The organism is Rheinheimera sp. 4Y26 (assembly GCF_025245835.1).
Classification (GTDB): Bacteria; Pseudomonadota; Gammaproteobacteria; order Enterobacterales; family Alteromonadaceae; genus Pararheinheimera.
Genome location: NZ_JAOBWS010000007.1, coordinates 177,549 through 195,139, shown reverse-complemented (window position 1 = coordinate 195,139; position 17,591 = coordinate 177,549). Strand labels below are relative to the sequence as shown.

The window sequence follows — 17,591 nt, the reverse complement described above, 5'->3', positions numbered from 1 at the left end:
TTTATTTTTAATATGGGCCAGATAGTAGCGCACTCATCAATGCTCAAGTGGCGTTTTACCTGGCTTGTTGTGTTGATTTGTCATATTTTTATTGCCTGAAAGCGCTTTCATTTATAGCATAAATTTTCAGCGAGGCAATGATTATTGTTGTCAGAGCAACAAGAAGCGGGCTTGGCGCTGGGGCTAAAACGAAGCAGGCACTTGGATAACATAAAGCGGTTTTTTGACATACACTGATGTTAAGTTACGGTTTTACTGCAACTTTGGTCGTAAAGGGCAGAAAACCTTTTGCCATGGCCGGCGCATTGTCGGCATACTAAGTCAGCGCCCGCGGCGCTATTGCATCCTTCCGGCAGTGGCCAAAACGGCAGTGGCAGAGGTTGATATAAAGTGAAATCAAAAAAGCGCAAATCAGGCAACAACTCCTGCTGGCTTACACTGTTGCTGTTGTGCTGTTACCTGCCGCTCTGGTCCGTTGTGGCCGGCCATGGCAACGACACCAATAGCAGTGAGCAGCGCCAGGCGCGGCTGGTGTTTACTTCCGAAATTCCCCGTATTGCTGAAACCGAACATGGCGATTATGCCGAGTTAGCTACTTTGCTAAAACAATACCGGCGTGAGCCGGTGCCGCTGTTTTTTCTGTTTGGCGGCGACAGTTTAGGCCCCAGCACTTTGTCGTCCTTCGACCGGGGCGCTCATATTATTGACTTGCTGAATTTACTGGAACCCGACGCTATGGGGGTGGCAAAAAGGGAATTTAGTTTTTACGAAGATGAATTGTCGCAGCGCAGTTATGAAGCTTCATTTCCACTGGTCGCCAGTAACTTATATGACCCTATCACCGGCGCCAATCTCGATGGACTGGAAAGCGGCGTGCTGGTGCAGCAGGGCGATATCAAAATTGGTGTCATTGCCGTGTTATCACCGGCGGCGCAGGAACAATATCCGCTAAAAAGGGTGATGATTTTTGATGCCAAAACAGCAGTGCGCGAGCAGTCGATATTGTTACGTCAGGCCGGTGCAGAGCTGATAGTGCTGCTATACAGCGCCAATTTTGATTTTATCGAGCCTTTATTGTCACAACAGCTGATTGATCTGGCGTTACGCAAAAACGAGTTATTCCGCCTGACCTCTAATGTAAAAGCACCGTCTTCGCCACGCCACATCAATCTGATGGCATCTTCGGAAGTGGCGGTGCTGGATCTAAGCTGGCAAAAGTCGGATCCTGCCACTTTGCAGGTTCAACCCAATATTGTGCTGCTGAAAAATTTTGCACCTGAACCTAAAGTGCTGAGTGTGGTGAAAAATCACAGCGCCAGACTGGAGCAGCTGCTTGGTGAAAAAATTGGCCTGACCCGGGTTGCGCTCGACACCAGCAGACGAACGGTGCGCAGTGAAGAAAATGCCTTTGGCAATCTGATAGCCGATGCAGTGCGGCTGCATGCCGGTGCCGACATTGCCATGTTAAATTCCGGCAATATCAGGGGCGAAAAACAGTATAAGGCGGGGGCCACGCTCACCCGCAAAGATATCGCCATGGAGCTGCCGTACCGCAATCAGGTGGTGTTATTGCAAATCAGCGGTCAGCAGCTACTGGCGGCGCTGGAAAACTCTTTTAGCGAACTGGAATTATTGCGCGGCCGTTTTGCCCATGTGTCCGGCATGCAAGTGCGCTACGACAGCCGCAAGCCGGTGGGCGAGCGGGTGCTGGCAGTGACCTTACAAGGCAAGGCACTGGATTTAAATAAAAAATACACATTGGCGACTTTTGATTATATGGCAGGTGGTGGTGACGGTTACAAAATGCTGACCGAGTTGCCACAACAGAATTATCCGAATCAGATGAACAAACTGGTGGCCGAAGTAGTGGTGGATTACATCAAACAACAGCAGCAGGTCGCGCCGGTGATTGAAGGTCGGCTGGTCGATGTAGGGCGGGCGATGCCATGAACAGTCTGAAGCCAATGCCGGTTCGCCGCCGTTATTCCATCACCATGATGCTGAGTTTAACCTCGCTTCTGGTGTTGCTGCTGTTTATTGCCATGGCGGTGCTGGTGCAAAACCGGCTCGGCAGTTTTCAGAACTTGCTGCAGAACATTACGGGTTCAGCCATTCCCGCTGTGGTGCAATCAAGCAAGGTTTATAGCCAGATCAATCAGTTACTTTACTTAACCGAAGCTTTAAGCCGCTCGCCCAGTCAGGCGGTGCGGCATAATCTGTATCAGGACATTCAGCTGAACCTGCAGGGGCTGCAAAGCCTGACCAAAGAATGGCAAACCGGTTTTTATCAGAATGCCCAGCTGGTGGCGCTGACCGAAGAAATCGACAACCTGAATCAGCTGATGTCGGAGCGGCTGGAGTTACAGAGCAAAGTACAGACCAGCCAGCAGCAGATTTATCAGTTGTATGAACAGGTGCAGCTGTATACCAGCAAACTGGCGCTGGCCGACGAAGAGCGCCATAGCCCCTGGTTGCTGGAGTTTGCCGCTGTAGTGACTTTGTCGGGCAAGGCCAGTGATTCAAACCGAATGATGCAGCTGCGTCAGCTGAAACAACAGGTTGAACAACAAATGTTACGACTGCGTCAGGCCAGAGCCGTTTTACCAACTAATCAACTGGAGCTGGCGGAACAGTCCGATCTGCAGTTGCGTTCTTTATTACTGGAAAGTGAAGGTTTGTTGCCACTGCGCGAGCAACAGCTTGCAATTGGCGGCCGTGCCACAGGGCGTGGCAATTTTGTGCGTAATCTGGTGCTGGACTACGCCCGTCTTGCCGAAAACAGTGCTTATGACATCAGCGGCACTGTACTTGCTGACGCTGCGCAAATTCAGCAACAGCTGCAGCAGGACAACAGACAGATTTTGTCCGGCGCTTTATTGGTGATTGTGTTTTTACTGGTGGCCATTGCGCTTATCCATCGCCGCGTGGTGCGACGGCTGGAGCAGCTGAATCACAACGTATTGTTGCAGGTGCAGGGTAAAGCCGCCGCTCATCAGATTGAAGGTCATGATGAAATTGCTGCTATTGCCCGCTCTTTTGCTTATTTTGCCAGTACGGTGGCCGCGCAGCAGCAGGAATTACAGCAGCTGTCTTATACCGACAGTTTAACCGGCCTTGCCAACCGCCGGGCTTTTGAGCAGCAGTTCCATCAGGCACTGGTGCAGGCACAGCGTCAGCAGTGGCCACTGACCTTGTTAATGATTGATGTGGATTGTTTTAAAGCTTACAACGACCACTATGGTCATCAGGCCGGTGACGATACGCTGGTGCGGGTTGCTGCTTTATTACAGCAGGGTATTAACCGCGGCAGCGACTTAGTAGCCCGTTATGGTGGTGAAGAATTTATTGCCATTTTGCCAGATACCAATGCAGCAGGTGCCAGCGCTATTGCCAGTCACCTGCTGCTGTTGTTCCGCCAGGCGGCGTTGCCGCATCAGTTTAATCAGGCCACTGATCATGTCAGTATCAGTATCGGCATTTGTTGTGTGGATGAAGCCAGCAAAGCTGACTATGACAGCATGCTGCGCCGCGCTGACAATGCCCTGTATCAGGCCAAAGCCAATGGCCGTAATGGTTTTGCCTTCAGCGAACACTGAGTCTGTCAGTGTTTTTCTGCCAGATAAAAACGCTCGCGATAGGCTTTAGGTGTCAGGCTGGTGTATTGCTGAAATAATTTGCGAAACGACGACACATCTTCATATCCCACCACAGGCAGTAGCTGCTCCACCGGTAATAAACTGCTTTCAAGCAGCAATTTGGCTTTTTCAATACGCAATTTTTGTAAATAAGCCATAGGGGTGTCACCGGTGCTTTGTTTAAAGCGTCTTAATAAAGTTCTGGGTGTCATGGCGAAATGATCGGCCAGGGCAGCAAGCTCAATATTTTCCGCAAGATGACGACGCAGATATTGTTGCACCTGAGCAATTTTATCGTCCTGATGCGGCAGCAATTGTTGCAGCGTTAAATAAGGAGCCTGGGATGCACATTGTGGGTCGGTCAGCATAATTTTTGCCATCTGCTGACTAAAGCGGGCACCTTGCTGAATCTGTGTCAGATACAAACACAATTCCAGATAAGCGCTGGTGGCACCAGCAGTATAAAGGCCATCTGCCTGCTGAATTTTGGCATCCACAGTCAAGGTTACTTCAGGGTACAGTTCACGGAAAAAATCGGCCAGAAACCAGCAGGTGGTGGCGCTTTTGTCATTCAATAGCCCGGTGGCGGCCAGTGCAAAGCTGCCATTACAGCTGGCGGCAATAGGCACGGCCCTGTGGTGGGCAGCCTGCAGCATGGCTTTTTGCCCGGCAAAGAGTTCGGCGATGCCTTGTAAGGCATCGGCACTATGGGCATAACTGCCGGGGATCAGCACCAGATCAGCGTCATCCAGCGACAAGGGTTGGCAATGCAGACTCAGCATTCCATCGCGGTACTCAGTAACACCGGCGATGTGCATCAGTTGCACCTGATACAAGGCGGCGGCGTCCGGGTTCTGGTGTTTTGCCAGATCGTTACAAAAGCGGAAATAGTCCTGCATACCACAAACCTGGCCCAGACACACCCCTGGATAGATCAGAATCACCACTTGTTGCATTTTGTCTTTATTCACCTTTTTAATGTCATTAATGCCACTGTAGGCGCTAATCTGTTGCTTGTAAAGTAGCTGGCGATAAATGCAGCAATAAGGAGTTTGGTATGAAACTGACATTCTGGCATGGACTGGCGCTGCTGCTGCAGTGGAGCGCCGTGCTCTGGTTAAATCTTAGGATGGAGGCTGATGTGTTTAATCAGCTGGTGCTGGTGCCGCTGTTGTTATTGTTAAGTCTTGTGCTGTTGTTGCCGGGTAAAAACCGCCGATAAAGCCGCACAACACAACTGCTACCGGGTGTTATGCCGTACTGGTGCTTTGAACAGAGGAAACAGCGCTTGCCTGCAGCTGTTGTTGCTGGTGTTTATCTGATTTTTTACCGGGCTGGCTGGGTTTTTATGCGCCGGATCAAAAACTTCCGCTTTCGAACTGTGGATAATCATCCATACTGAAGCGGCAGACGTAGAACTGCTGGCAAGATCAAAAACAACAGGAGCAACACCATGAGTCAACTCGACCGTCGCAATTTTCTGAAACTTTCTACCGCCACCCTGATTGGCGTCACTATGGGCGGCACTAGCCTGCGGGTATTTGCTGAAGAGCAGGTGAAGCTGGATGACCCGCTGGCAGTGGCAATGAAATATGTGCATAAATCTACAGTAGAAGGTTCAACTTGCGGCAACTGCATGCAAATCAAAGGCGATGCCAAAGCAGAATGGCGGCCATGTAATATATTCCCAGGTAAACTGGTCAATAACAACGGCTGGTGTGCTGCCTGGGCAAAAATGCCAGGCTAAAAGCTGCACATCAATACTGAATCAGAGAGCAGCTGTACAGGCAGCTGTTCTCTGGCTCAAACTAAGTCCTGTTCTGTTATTTGTCCCTTACTGATCCTTTGTTGCCACCAAACCGTAATTGTTATCTGTTCCACCAGCAACGAACCTTTCCCCGTAGATGAACCTTGCAACAGAAACCAGGCAGATGTGCCGCCCTGAAGATTTTTCCGCCGCAGATCTGAGCCGTATTATTGAAATGGCCTGGGAAGATCGCACCCCATTTGAGGCCATAGAGGCCTTGTATGGCCTGAATGAACCCAGGCTTCGGCTATTGATGCGCCACGCTCTTAGTAAAAGCGCTTTTAAACGCTGGCGCGCGCGGGTGCAGGGCAGGCTGACCAAACATCTTCAGCTACGCCATCCGGACATTCACCGCGCTTATTGCCCCAGCCAATACAAAGGCTAAAGCAGTTTGCCGCCCGCTTATGGCACAATAACCACAGCAACAAGCTTTCGGAGTACCGGATGAAAGAAGTGATTTTTTTGACAGGCGGCGCCCAGCGTGTTGGCCTGTATTGTACTGAACAATTGCAGCAGCAAGGTTATCAGCTGATCATCAGCTACCGCACCAGACACTCAAGTATTGATGCACTGGAACAAGCCGGTGTGATTTGTCTGCAGGCAGATTTAACCCAGCTGGAAAGCCTGTATCAGCTGGTGACTGCAGTACGGCAATATACACCCAGGCTTCGCGCCATTATCCACAATGCGTCTGACTGGAATAAAGATCTGCCGTTACAGCCTGATAACCTGAGCCAGCAACTGCTGCAGGACGCGCAGGTGTTTGATGCCATGATGGCCATTCATGCCAGAGCGCCTTATTTACTGAACCGGGCCTTATTGCCGTTATTACAAGCACAGTGCACAGGCGGAGGCGCCGCCGATATTATTCAGATCAGTGATTTTGTTGCCACTGTTGGCAGCGAAAAACATCAGGCTTATGCCGCTTCCAAAGCAGCGCTCGAGAATCTGACGTTCTCAGAGGCACGCTTGCTGGCTCCTCACATTAAAGTCAATGCCATAGCACCGGCACTGTTGATGTTTAATCAGGGCGATGATGACGAGTACAAACAAAAAGCGCTGGCAAAATCGCTGCTGGGCATTGAACCAGGCGCAGGCGAAGTGTTGGCAACCATTCAGTATCTGCTGCAAAGCCGTTACATTACCGGCCGGGTGCTGGCGCTTGATGGTGGCCGTCAGTTGAAATTGCCTTAACTGATGCTGTGATGAGCGGCAAAAGTTCTGCAATTACAAGGACAGAACAGAGTGCAGGGCACAGCAGGCTGTCGCGGCCCTATTTTCGTAATGGCCCACCTCATCGCAGTGGGGCAGACGTTAGCTTTGGCGATATAGTAAAAATTTTTGGTTTTCAGAGTATCCGTATTGGCCGTTGGGTCACGGCAGCTGAGCAGCAAATTGCCGCCAATCTGTTTTTTGATGCCCTTTGTGATCTGCAATTGTTACTGGCGGTGCCAGCTCAGGTGATATCGCTTAATGAAAGTCTGTCGTTCACTTTTGGTATTGGCGGCCGGCCGGGCAGCTGTGCTTATTATCAGCCGCAGGGCCGTATTCTGGCGCTGGCGAAAAATGCCGGTGGTGGCAGTCTGGCGCATGAGTGGTTTCACGCTTTTGACCATTATATTGCCGGGAAAATGTTTGCTGATGCCAAAGCGCAGAGTTTTGCCAGCGCCTTGTGGTTAAAGCACGACAGTTATGTGCCGCACCGGCTGAATGACTATTTAGCCAGGGCATTCCAGTTGTTGTATCTGGATGAAACCGGCCTTGATGAAAGTGAGTTTTTCCGCCATTGCCGCCGTTATGACCAGATGCAGCAACAATATTATTACGCTATGCCCGAAGAAATGGCCGCGCGCGCTTTTGAACAGATGCTGGAGCGGCAGCAGCTGAAAAACAGTTTTTTGGTATCGGGTTGTTTAAAAGGGCCGGCGGCCAAAGCGGGTTTATATCCGGCCACAGTGTTAAGTGAACAACTGCAGCGCTGCTGGCTGGATTATTTTGCCTTGCTGGGTCAGGCGCTGCAGCATCAAAGCAGCGCCGGACTCAGTAAATGAGCAGACTTTGTTTATACCGTCTTTGATCTGATGGTCTGGCCAATAGGGCTTAACGTCAGCATTGCCAGTTTGAGATGTTGCAGCCCAAACGGGATGCCAATTATCGTCACAAAACAAGCCACGGCATGCAGCAGGTGACCCAGCGCCAGCCAGAATCCGGCAAAGATAAACCAGACAATATTGCCTAACAGGCCAAAACCACCGGTGCCAATATCATCGTATTTTTGCAAATAACGTCTGTTGATACTTTCCTGACCAAAAGGCCAGAACGCCAATTGGCCAATGACAAAACAGCTGCGGCCAAACGGAATGCCAATAATGCTGATAAAACACAGAATGCCGGCTAACCACCAGGCCAGCCCCATCAACAGACCGCCCATCACAAACCAGCAAATATTAAAGATAAGTCTGAGTAACTCCATGGTAAGCCCCTTATATTGATGAAACACTGATGCAGATTGTTGTTTGATAACCAGTGTTAGCAACATCAATACCAGATTTATTTTTGTTTTAAATCAGTTGCTTAATATGTATTACAGGGAGTGGGGATCAACTATTTCACCAATAAATGGTGATTTTGCCCGCAAGCAGGCGGTTTCTGATAAAACCGCCATCATTACAGGGGGAGTTTGTTAACTCACTTGCTTCACGCGGATATTGCGCCCTTTAATGCCTTTGTTAAACATGCCCAGTGCAATTTTGACAATGTCACTGCGCACTGCCACATAAGCCCAGTCGTCAAATAAACTGATTTTGCCAATATGGTCACGGCCTAATTGTTGATCGGCGGTTAAGGCTCCCAGAATGTCGCCGGCGCGCAGTTTTTGTCTTTTGCCAGCGTCAATCCACAGACTGACCATCGGCGGTCTGGCTGGTGCTTGTGTTAATACACTTGCATCCGGCAGTGTTTCGGCCTTGATAGGGCCGAGCAAATCTTCCAGCAAGGCTATTTTAAAACCGTCTTGCTCGCTGAATAAACTACAGGCAATACCAGAGCTGCCGGCACGACCAGTGCGGCCAATACGGTGGGTGTGAGTGTCAACATCATGCGCCAGCTGGTAGTTAATCACGGCGTCCAGCGCGTCGATATCCAGACCTCGGGCCGCAACATCTGTTGCCACCAGCACAGACACAGATTTGTTGGCAAAACGCACCAGGGTCTGGTCGCGGTCGCGCTGCTCTAAATCACCATGTAGTGCCTGCACGCTAAAACCAGCATCATCCAGTGCGTCCGCCACTTCCTGGGTTTCTTTGCGGGTATTACAAAACACCACTGAGCTGACAGGTTTATGGGCCAATAACAACAGTTTCACCGATTGCAGGCGATCAGCGTTGGAGTTCACTTTAAAAAAGTGCTGACTGATGCTGAGGTTGCTGTGGCTCGACTCTACCTTGATAAGCTGTGGCTGTTGCATCAGGGCTGCAGCCATGGCTTCAATTTGTTTTGGATAAGTGGCACTGAATAACAGCGTTTGCCGCTGCTTTGGAGCAAAGGCCACTATGGCATCGAGCGCTGGCTGAAAACCCATTTCCAGCATACGGTCGGCTTCGTCCAATACCAGAGTGGTTAAATCGTCCAGTTTTAACGAGCCTTTATTTAAATGTTCTTCCACCCGGCCCGGTGTGCCGACAATAATATGAGCGCCGTGTTCCAGGCTGCCCAGCTGCGGGCCAAAAGGCACACCACCACATAAAGTCAGTACTTTAATGTTATGAATGCTGCGACCCAGTTTGCGGATTTCAGTGGCAACCTGATCGGCCAACTCGCGTGTAGGGCAAAGCACTAAACTTTGTACCCTAAAACGTTTGACGTTTAATTTGGCCAGAATGCCTAAACCAAAAGCAGCTGTTTTGCCAGAGCCTGTTTTCCCCTGACCAATCACGTCTTTACCGCTGAGAATTTCAGGCAGTGAAGCCGCCTGAATCGGTGTCATTTCGGTGTAACCCATACCAGTCAGATTGTCGACCAGCGCTTGAGGGAGAGCCAGACTGGCAAATGTTAAATTGTTCACAATTTAATCCTGTGTGTTCGCAGCATCAGGCTGCATTTGATGAAAAATAAACAGCCCGAAGGCAAAGCTGAAAATAAATGGGGTCAGAGCAAAACTCTGACCCCATTTATTTTATCCATTCCCTGGACATCGCTGTACAGTGAAAGCGTGATGCATGTAACAGCGGCATACCGTCCTTCCGTGGGCATCGTCGCTGAATGCTCCCTGCCACAGCGACATACCGCCCTTCCATGGGCATCGTCGCTGAATGCTCCCTGCCACAGCGACATACCGCCCTTCCATGGGCATAAAAAAGGGCAACATCCGAAGAGTTGCCCTGATTTTGCTGGTAAGGCTTAGCTTACCAAATCACAGTTCTATTACAGAACTACGATGTTCTCAGCCTGAGGACCTTTCTGGCCCTGAGATACTGTGAAAGAAACACGTTGGCCTTCTTGCAGAGTTTTGAAGCCAGTGCTTGAAATAGCGCTGAAGTGAGCAAAAACGTCTGGGCCTGAAGCTTGTTCGATGAAACCGAAACCTTTAGTTTCGTTGAACCATTTTACTGTACCGGTAGTTGTGTTAGACATGATAAATATCCTGTATCTATTTGATTAATATGCCTGGTTTCAGGCGGTGGTGCTGGAAGTGGTGCTATGACTTATGAATACAGGACGTACTAATACAACAGTAACTGTTCGGTGTGCATAAATATGGTACTGACTTTCAAACTGCGGCCATTGTATAGCTTTTAAACAGGGCGTCAAACGTTATTTCTAAAAGATTGTTTAATTAAACAGACATTTATCAAAAAAATTAATTATTAGGCTGTGCTTTCAGTAGCTTAGCCGGTAAATTTCCCGGCAGTTATTTTCTGGTTTTAATGTTCAGCAAGCGCTGCTTACTTTAACTGCCGGAGCTGCCAGCGTTTTTATTGAGTATTTTTGGAGTGAAGTGGATGTCAGTGCAAATCAAAACCGACAACTCACCGGAGTTTGCGGAGGCAGTAAAAGAGCAAATTGTCAGTTTTAATGCCAGACACTGGGATGCATCTTTACGTCAGCCGCTTGGTTTAAAAATAACGGCAGAAAACGGTGAGTTGCTGGCCGGTTTGTCGGGCCGGACTTTTGGCAACTGGCTGATGGTGGATTATTTGTGGGTGGCGGAGCAGTGTCGTGGTCAGGGGTATGGTAAACGCCTGATGCAGGAAGCTGAAGCTATTGCCAAAAACCGTGGTTGTCGTTTTGTGCTGCTTGATACGCTCGATTTTCAGGCTCGGCCTTTTTATCAGCAACTGGGTTATCAGCTGGTATTTACCCAGCAGCAATATCCGCTGGACGGTGAGCGTTATTATTTGCAGAAGTTGTTGTAAGCCTGAGCCAGTGAAAACGCGGCCAAAAAAAAGCCCCCGTCAACCGGGGGCAAAGAGCGGATTCATAATTCGCTCAAGGGTGCTGGGAACATCAGCAATAAAACAACAACATGGAAACTTCAGACTTAGCTACTCGTCACTATTCATAAAACCGAGTAACTGCAACAAACTGGTGAACAAGTTAAAGATCGACACGAACAAACTGACGGTAGCCATGATGTAGTTGGTTTCACCACCATGCACAATCTCGCTGGTTTGCCATAAAATCATGCCCGACATCAGCAACACAAACATCGCAGAAACCGCCAGACTTAAAGCGGCAATTTCAAAAAACACCGCGCCTAAACCGGCCAGAAAAGCCACCAGGATGCCGACAGTTAAAAAGCTGCCCATAAAACTGAAGTTGGTTTTTTTCACCAGCGCATAAGCAGAAAGTGCAAAGAAGATAGTGGCAGTGCCCGCCATGGCCAGCATCACAATTTCGCCGCCGTTTGGCATCGCCAGATAACGGTTGATGATAGGTCCCAGGGTGTAGCCCATAAAACCTGTCAGACCAAACACACCTAACAGGCCAAGTGCGCTATTGCGGAATTTGGTGGTGAAAAACAGCAAACCAAAATAACCCACCAGCGTGATGATAAGGCCAGGATGCGGCAAATTCAGACTGCTGCTGATGGCTGCGGCAAAGGCGCTGAACGCCAGTGTCATCGCCAGCAGGGTATAGGTATTACGTAAAACTTTATTGGTTTCAATGGCGGAAAGCTGACCGCTGTAACTTTGACGATGCAGTGTATCCATAGTCATGCCCTCAGGTTGTGATGAAATCAGCACCAGAATCTTCAATCCATCTGGTACTTGCAGAATTACGAATATTTATACCTTGCTGGATTACTAAGGTAAAATCGAATATAACTAAAATTAAGTTCGTTAAAATCGAAGATCTAACATGACTCCCGTTAACTTTAATCAACTGTATTATTTTTACCTGGTCGCCAGAGAAGGCAGCATTGCGCGGATCAGCGAGCAGCTGCATATCACACCGCAAACCATCAGCGGCCAAATCAGTGCGCTGGAGCACAGCACCGGCAGTGCTTTGTTTAACCGAACCGGCAAAAAATGGTCACTGACCGAAGTTGGGCGGGTGACCTTTGGTTATGCCGAGGATATTTTCCAGCTGGGTGACGAATTACGCTCGGTATTGAAGCACCACACAGTGACACAGTGGCAAACTTTTACCGTTGGTATTACCGATGTTTTACCCAAAGCTTTTATTTATGAATTGCTCAAACCCGTGTTTTCGTTACCTGTACAGCTGCGGCTGATTTGCCGCGAAGGTGAACAAAGTGCTTTGCTGGCAGAACTGGCGGTAAATAAACTGGATTTGGTATTAACAGACGAGCCGCTGTCGCCCGGCAGTTCCATTAAGGCCTATAACCACGAAATTACCGAATCCGGAACCAGTTTTTTTGCCAGCCCCATCTTGAGCGCAAAACTGTCGCAGCAGTTTCCTGCCTGTCTGCATCAGCAACCCATGTTGTTGCAAAGTAAAAGATCCATTATCCGCCAGCGGCTGGATGCCTGGTTTGAACAGCAAAGCATAGCACCGCAAATAGTTGCCGAGTTTGACGATAGCGCCATGATGAAAGCTTTTGGTCAGCAAGGGCTTGGCATATTTTCGGCGCCAACACAGATAGAACAAAAAATTTGTCAGCAGTATGAAGTGCAGGTGATAGGCCGTAGTGATGCTATTCGGGAAGTGTTTTACGCCATTTCACCGGAGCGCAAACTAACGCACCCCGGTGTTTTGCAGCTGGTGAATGCGTTATCGTCAGCGCGTTCTGGCTGACAGCTGACGATGGCCAAAACGCCCAAGTTGCTGCTGGGTTTCGGCTGTGGCCTGCAATAGTGTCTGACCCGCGCTTTCAATGGCTGACATTTGCTGATAGGCGTCGGTGGTGCCTTGTTCTATCGCAGTCAGATGTTGGTGGGTTTGCTGATAACGTTTTTCCAGATCAAGCACTGAACTGGTGATCTGCAGCACACCTTGCTGTGCCTGATCCAGCTGCTGTTGCAATGCAATAAAATCGTCACTGGTGCTGCTGATATCCTGTTGTGCGCCTTTGGCCTGGTCATTCAGGCGTTCGGTTTCGTTTTTGGTTTCGCGCACCAGCCGTTCCATATCATTCAGAAAACCCGAGATCTGCCGGGTGGCGTCATTGACCTTGGCGGCCAGCGAACGCACCTCGTCGGCCACTACGGCAAAACCACGACCAGCTTCACCGGCACGTGCTGCTTCTATTGCGGCATTCAGCGCCAACAAGTTCGTTTGATCGGAGAAGTTCTCTACCATTTGCAGAATTTGGCGTACGTTTTCTGAGTTTTGCTGTAAACCCTGCACTGTGGCACCAAAGGTTTCCAGCAGACTGACAATGCCACTGAGTTGTTTGGATAAAGTGCTCATGCCTTGACTGGCATTGGCGGCTTTTTGCACTGTGGTTTGCGCCACCTGATTCATTTGATCGCTGTTACTGACAATACTGGCCAGATGATCCAGCACATGATCACTTTCACTACGGATTTTTTCGCTGCGCTGCTCGGTATCCTGCAGATGATGCCGGGTGGTTTTTACCGCTGAACTGACCTGTTCATTGATCTGATGGGTATGCTGAGCTTGCTGATGTAAACCGGTGAGCAACTGGCCCAGTTGACTGACAAACTGGTTATATTCTTCCGATAAATTGCGAAACTCATCATAGGTAAAAGCCGGTAATCTGTGCTCCAGATCTGTACCTTTACGATTGGCTTCATGCAGTGCTTTGACCAGTGCCTGTACCGGCCGCACGATGAGATACATCAGGTAAAAGATGGTAAAAATAAAGGCGCAGCTGCCAAGCACTAAAGTTGCCCACCAGACAGTGCCGGCATGACCATCTTCCGGGTAGGCGAAATACAGCGCCAACCAGAAAATCACCATTAAAAAGCCGATATTGCCGGCAATTTTACGGCTCAAACTATGGAAAAAGGTACGTTCGATGCTGGTATACAGACTGGCAAACCACTCCATCAGGCACATCCTCTGCAAATACAGTTATTTGGGCTTTCAGCATACCATAGCAAAAAAAAGCAAAATTGAGCTGAATCAGTGTTTTGTTTCACCTTATTTGCGATAAAAATTTAGCTGCTAAAAGGTAGTGGTGTGCTTACGACGTGCGGTCATAAAAAAACCGCAGGCGCTGACTGCGGTTTTTCATATCTTGCGGTTGGCGCCAGCACAGAGCTTCAACACTGTGCCTGAGCTTTATCTCATGGGATTACAGACGTTCCAGTACAGCAGCTGTGAAGTCGGTGGTACCGTGGGTGCCGCCTAAATCTCGGGTGGTGCGATCGCCTGTGGCAATCACGTCTGTTAAAGCCGCGAGGATTTTCTTCGCTTTATCCTGCATGCCCAGGTATTCCAGCATCTGGATTGATGCCAGGATCACTGAACTTGGGTTGGCCAGGTTTTTACCGGCGATATCAGGGGCGCTGCCGTGCACAGCTTCAAATACGGCGCAGTCTTTGCCGATATTGGCACCAGGTGCCATACCTAAACCACCGACTAAACCGGCACATAAGTCAGATAAAATATCGCCAAACAGGTTGGTTGTCACAATCACATCAAACTGTTGCGGGTTCATCACCAGCTGCATACAGGCGTTATCAACAATCATTTCCACCGCCTGGATATCCGGATAACGGGCGGCTACTTCGCGTGCAGTTTTCAGGAATAAACCAGAAGTTGATTTGAGAATATTGGCCTTATGCACAATAGTGACTTTTTTACGGTTTTCGCGGCGTGCCAGTTCAAAGGCAAATTCAACAATACGCTCAGAACCTTCGCGGGTCACTACACTCATGGCTTCAGCCAGTTCACCTTCGTTTTTGACCACCTGGCCAGCGCCTGAATACATACCTTCAGTGTTTTCACGCACTGTGATGATGTCGATATTGTCGTAACGGGCTTTGGTGCCTTTAAACGAAATCACCGGGCGAACGTTGGAATACAGGTTAAATTTTTTGCGTAAAGTGACGTTAATAGAGGTAAAACCTTCACCAACAGGGGTGGTCAGCGGGCCTTTTAACGTAATTTTATTGCGGGCAATCGCATCCAGTGTCGCTTGTGGCAATAAGTCGCCGGTTTTTTCCAGCGCCGTTAAACCGGCATCAACAAATTCATAGTTAAAGTTACAACCGGCTTTATCCAGCACAGCCAGAGCGGCGTCAACAATACTTGGGCCTATGCCATCGCCTTTAATAACGGTAATAGTTTGTGAACTCATGCGGGTTCCTTCAATGTGGCAAGCGGGGGAAAGGATGTTGGCGTCAGTTGGATCCGCTGTGGAACCACACTGCATTTGGCAACATCGGAAACGGCGCGACTATAGCATTTTTCGTTATTCGTTTCCAGTTGATGGGTCTTTGTTAACCATACAGCGAATTAATACCGAAAATAACTAAAAGTGATGAAAGAAAACTACAAAGTAGGTTCCAGTGGCCAATAACCTTGGTGAAGTTCAAGTACCTGCTGTTGCCATTTATCCATAGATAAGTTCGGCAGATCCAGTGCTTTGATGGCCGATTTTTGTTGTGGCAATAGCGTGGCGTCCGGTTCAGCCTCTGGGTAAAAAATTGACTCTGCCAGTATCCAGCCTAATTGAATCAATGCATTAGCGCATTGTTGCTGGCTGTAGCTGCTTTGCATTGGTAAAGGCTCGCGATAACAGAGCACCGCATCCTGCCACAGCCGGTGAAAGCCCAGACTGGCCACCAGCTGGCTGACCTGGCGTGGAAAGTCATTCTGCTGCCAACTGGTCTGATGACTAAATAACGCCAGCGGCACTGTCTGGTTGGATTGTTGCAGCGGATACCAGCGGCAATTATCTTCCTGCATTAGCACTAAACAAAAGCTGCCGGCCAACAATTGTGCCTGTAATGGAGATAACTCCAGCTCACTACTGGCTTTTGCCAGCAGAGTAAAACAAGCAGCCAGACAATGCCGGAGTTGATGAAACCAGTGCGCATAAGGTTGACGACAGAGTTCTTGTTGTTGTTCCAACCAGCAGATTTTGAGCAATAATGGCAGATTATCTGTGCCTACCAGCGCAACGGCATGGGCCGGATCCCGCACCGGCAGTTGTTGCCTTGTCAGCAAACTTGCCTGGGCGCAAAGTGCTTTGGCAAGCCGGGGTTGAGTCTGTAACCAGGCTACTTGCTGACGTACCGACTGATTTGGATTGAGCAGGTGCAGCTCTGACAAACTCAATTGCGGCTCCAGTTCAGCGCTGGCATGCTGGCCAATAAACAGCTCCAGCCACTGATTGTCGGGCAAACGGGCAGGGGGCAGCAGCTTCATGCCCTGAGTGTAAAGCTGACTTGGCTCTGGCTTCAGTTGTTTGCTTGCAAGATCAAGCACATAAGCTCTGGGTTCTGGTGTGATTTGGCTAATAAGCGCCACTTCACCTATGCCGTCACTGCAAAAACGTCCAATCAGATGCAATTCAGCGCTTTTGCTGGCCAGCAAGTTGGCAAAATGTAAATCAGAGGCCTGATAGGGATTTTGTAACAGACGTTGTAAAGCGTTTTCCAGGCTGAGTACCAGCTGATGCTGCACCGGGGTAATGCTGGCGCTGAGCAGACAGCAAAAGCGGATGGCGTCGGCATAAGGGGTTTGTTGCCATGGTGCTTTTTGCTGATAACTCAGGCTGCTGTCACGCAATAAACGCCGCCAGTGCCGGTAGGAAAAACTGTTTCCGGCCGCTTTGAGGCTTAACAAACCTGCTTTGAACATCAGCTCTGTGGTGCTGTGTGCGTTCTGCTGCAACAGCAGATGCACACCGGTTAAACGATAAAAAATCACAGCCACCAGCTCTTCGCACAGTGGCTGAGGCCATTGGGCTTCGTTTGCAAGCTGAGTTAATAACACCGCCTGTTTCAGTGCCAGCTGAGTGGTCAGACTGAAACCTGTGACTGTAAGCGCCAGCTGACTTTGCATTAACCTTGGCTGCAGCTGGTGCAGTTTGCAAAATTCACTGGCCAGTTGTTCGGCCAGCAGCACGGCTTTATCCGACAGTTGCGTTTTGGCAGACTGCTGATAATAGCGATCCAGATACTGGTACAGCTGTAACAACGCGGTGCAGTCTTTATGCATCAGTATCTGTTGCCTGCTGATAGAGACTCACTGCGGACTCGGCTAATGCAATCAGCTTTTGATTTTTAAATAACAAGGCAGTGCATTCTTGCCGGGTGGTAATGCCGTCGGAAATGTCTCTTTTGGTGCGGTAATACATTAGCTGATACACATCATTGCCAACTTTTTTGGCCTCGGTTATATCAGGGCCTCCCAGTTTTTCAATCAGCTGAGGTTGCGTCAGTTGTGTTTGTGCATTGAGTTGGCTGATATATTTCTGGTTATAAGCTTCTCTGTCGTTCCAGATCATTTTCGACGGGTCGTCCTGATAAAACGTCAGCACCAGCCAGGTCAGCAGCGGGTACAGCGGTATCGCAAGGGCGAGGATCCACCAGATCCGTTTGTTCATAAAAAAGCTCCGTTTTGTGTGCAGCAATGTGGTGTTGCGCACAACAAATTTTTGACGCTGCAACAGTGCAAACAATGTGCGGCCAGGTTTATCTGAAAAACAATACAAAAAGCCTGCCAGAAAGCAGGCTTTGGTTGATGTTAACTGCCCCGGGGCACTT

Annotated in this window: 19 protein-coding genes; 10 read left to right on the top strand and 9 right to left on the bottom strand. The window is 49.3% G+C overall.

Annotation, left to right across the window (positions count from 1 at the left end):
- Positions 1–390 precede the first annotated feature (390 nt).
- Both N3Z11_RS11265 and N3Z11_RS11260 read left to right on the top strand, forming a co-directional pair.
- Positions 391–1,950, top strand: coding sequence for a bifunctional metallophosphatase/5'-nucleotidase (locus N3Z11_RS11265; protein ID WP_260657277.1), 1,560 nt, complete (start codon positions 391–393; stop codon positions 1,948–1,950).
- Entirely contained in the window at positions 1,947–3,596 is a 1,650-nt protein-coding gene (locus tag N3Z11_RS11260; protein ID WP_260657276.1) for a sensor domain-containing diguanylate cyclase, read from the top strand. The genes N3Z11_RS11265 and N3Z11_RS11260 overlap by 4 nt, the downstream gene beginning before the upstream one ends.
- Before the next feature lie 5 nt (positions 3,597–3,601).
- On the opposite strand, the gene N3Z11_RS11255 is transcribed toward N3Z11_RS11260, so the two are convergent.
- Positions 3,602–4,606 (bottom strand): GlxA family transcriptional regulator, encoded by a 1,005-nt coding sequence (locus N3Z11_RS11255; RefSeq protein ID WP_260657275.1) that lies wholly within the window; start codon positions 4,604–4,606, stop codon positions 3,602–3,604.
- 86 nt (positions 4,607–4,692) lie between these two features.
- Between N3Z11_RS11255 and N3Z11_RS11250 the strand changes: the two genes are divergently transcribed.
- The 5 genes from N3Z11_RS11250 (at position 4,693) to N3Z11_RS11230 (ending at position 7,493) form a co-directional block, all read left to right on the top strand.
- Positions 4,693–4,857, top strand: a complete 165-nt coding sequence (locus N3Z11_RS11250; RefSeq protein WP_260657274.1) for a hypothetical protein — start codon at positions 4,693–4,695, stop codon at positions 4,855–4,857.
- Positions 4,858–5,088: 231 nt separating this feature from the next.
- Entirely contained in the window at positions 5,089–5,382 is a 294-nt protein-coding gene (locus tag N3Z11_RS11245) for a high-potential iron-sulfur protein (RefSeq protein ID WP_260657273.1), read from the top strand.
- Between the two features lie 184 nt (positions 5,383–5,566).
- Positions 5,567–5,827: a TIGR03643 family protein gene (locus tag N3Z11_RS11240; RefSeq protein WP_260657272.1), complete on the top strand. Its 261-nt coding sequence runs from the start codon at positions 5,567–5,569 to the stop codon at positions 5,825–5,827.
- A gap of 59 nt (positions 5,828–5,886) precedes the next feature.
- Complete coding sequence (gene folM / locus N3Z11_RS11235; RefSeq protein ID WP_260657271.1) at positions 5,887–6,636, top strand: dihydromonapterin reductase; 750 nt, start codon at positions 5,887–5,889, stop codon at positions 6,634–6,636.
- Between the two features lie 11 nt (positions 6,637–6,647).
- Positions 6,648–7,493: a CLCA_X family protein gene (locus N3Z11_RS11230; RefSeq protein ID WP_260657270.1), complete on the top strand. Its 846-nt coding sequence runs from the start codon at positions 6,648–6,650 to the stop codon at positions 7,491–7,493.
- An 11-nt stretch (positions 7,494–7,504) separates the two neighbouring features.
- Here N3Z11_RS11230 and N3Z11_RS11225 read toward each other — a convergent pair whose 3' ends face one another.
- Positions 7,505–7,915 carry a YccF domain-containing protein gene (locus N3Z11_RS11225; protein WP_260657269.1) on the bottom strand — a complete coding sequence of 137 codons (411 nt, stop codon included), beginning with the start codon at positions 7,913–7,915 and terminating at the stop codon, positions 7,505–7,507.
- Between the two features lie 210 nt (positions 7,916–8,125).
- Positions 8,126–9,505, bottom strand: coding sequence for an ATP-dependent RNA helicase DbpA (gene dbpA, locus N3Z11_RS11220; protein ID WP_260657268.1), 1,380 nt, complete (start codon positions 9,503–9,505; stop codon positions 8,126–8,128).
- Between the two features lie 39 nt (positions 9,506–9,544).
- On the opposite strand from dbpA, the gene N3Z11_RS11215 reads away from it, so the two are divergent.
- Positions 9,545–9,844 carry a hypothetical protein gene (locus N3Z11_RS11215; RefSeq protein ID WP_260657267.1) on the top strand — a complete coding sequence of 100 codons (300 nt, stop codon included), beginning with the start codon at positions 9,545–9,547 and terminating at the stop codon, positions 9,842–9,844.
- A gap of 20 nt (positions 9,845–9,864) precedes the next feature.
- Here the strand turns inward: N3Z11_RS11215 and N3Z11_RS11210 are convergent, their stop codons facing one another.
- Positions 9,865–10,074, bottom strand: a complete 210-nt coding sequence (locus N3Z11_RS11210; protein WP_260657266.1) for a cold-shock protein — start codon at positions 10,072–10,074, stop codon at positions 9,865–9,867.
- A 368-nt stretch (positions 10,075–10,442) separates the two neighbouring features.
- Here N3Z11_RS11210 and N3Z11_RS11205 point away from each other — a divergent pair, with 368 nt between their 5' ends.
- Positions 10,443–10,856 (top strand): GNAT family N-acetyltransferase, encoded by a 414-nt coding sequence (locus tag N3Z11_RS11205; protein ID WP_260657265.1) that lies wholly within the window; start codon positions 10,443–10,445, stop codon positions 10,854–10,856.
- 129 nt (positions 10,857–10,985) lie between these two features.
- Here N3Z11_RS11205 and N3Z11_RS11200 read toward each other — a convergent pair whose 3' ends face one another.
- Positions 10,986–11,645 carry a Bax inhibitor-1/YccA family protein gene (locus N3Z11_RS11200; protein ID WP_409566865.1) on the bottom strand — a complete coding sequence of 220 codons (660 nt, stop codon included), beginning with the start codon at positions 11,643–11,645 and terminating at the stop codon, positions 10,986–10,988.
- A 157-nt stretch (positions 11,646–11,802) separates the two neighbouring features.
- On the opposite strand from N3Z11_RS11200, the gene nhaR reads away from it, so the two are divergent.
- Positions 11,803–12,702: a transcriptional activator NhaR gene (gene nhaR, locus N3Z11_RS11195; protein ID WP_260657263.1), complete on the top strand. Its 900-nt coding sequence runs from the start codon at positions 11,803–11,805 to the stop codon at positions 12,700–12,702.
- Here nhaR and N3Z11_RS11190 read toward each other — a convergent pair.
- The 4 genes from N3Z11_RS11190 to N3Z11_RS11175 form a co-directional block, all read right to left on the bottom strand.
- A complete protein-coding gene (locus tag N3Z11_RS11190; RefSeq protein ID WP_260657262.1) occupies positions 12,685–13,920 on the bottom strand; it encodes a methyl-accepting chemotaxis protein in 1,236 nt (411 codons plus the stop codon). The genes nhaR and N3Z11_RS11190 overlap by 18 nt on opposite strands.
- Before the next feature lie 247 nt (positions 13,921–14,167).
- A complete protein-coding gene (locus N3Z11_RS11185; protein ID WP_260657261.1) occupies positions 14,168–15,175 on the bottom strand; it encodes an isocitrate dehydrogenase in 1,008 nt (335 codons plus the stop codon).
- 194 nt (positions 15,176–15,369) lie between these two features.
- Positions 15,370–17,043: a hypothetical protein gene (locus N3Z11_RS11180; protein WP_260657260.1), complete on the bottom strand. Its 1,674-nt coding sequence runs from the start codon at positions 17,041–17,043 to the stop codon at positions 15,370–15,372.
- Positions 17,036–17,431, bottom strand: a complete 396-nt coding sequence (locus tag N3Z11_RS11175) for a DUF3192 domain-containing protein (protein ID WP_260657259.1) — start codon at positions 17,429–17,431, stop codon at positions 17,036–17,038. Before N3Z11_RS11175 ends, N3Z11_RS11180 begins: the two co-directional genes overlap by 8 nt.
- Between the last annotated feature and the right edge of the window lie 160 nt (positions 17,432–17,591).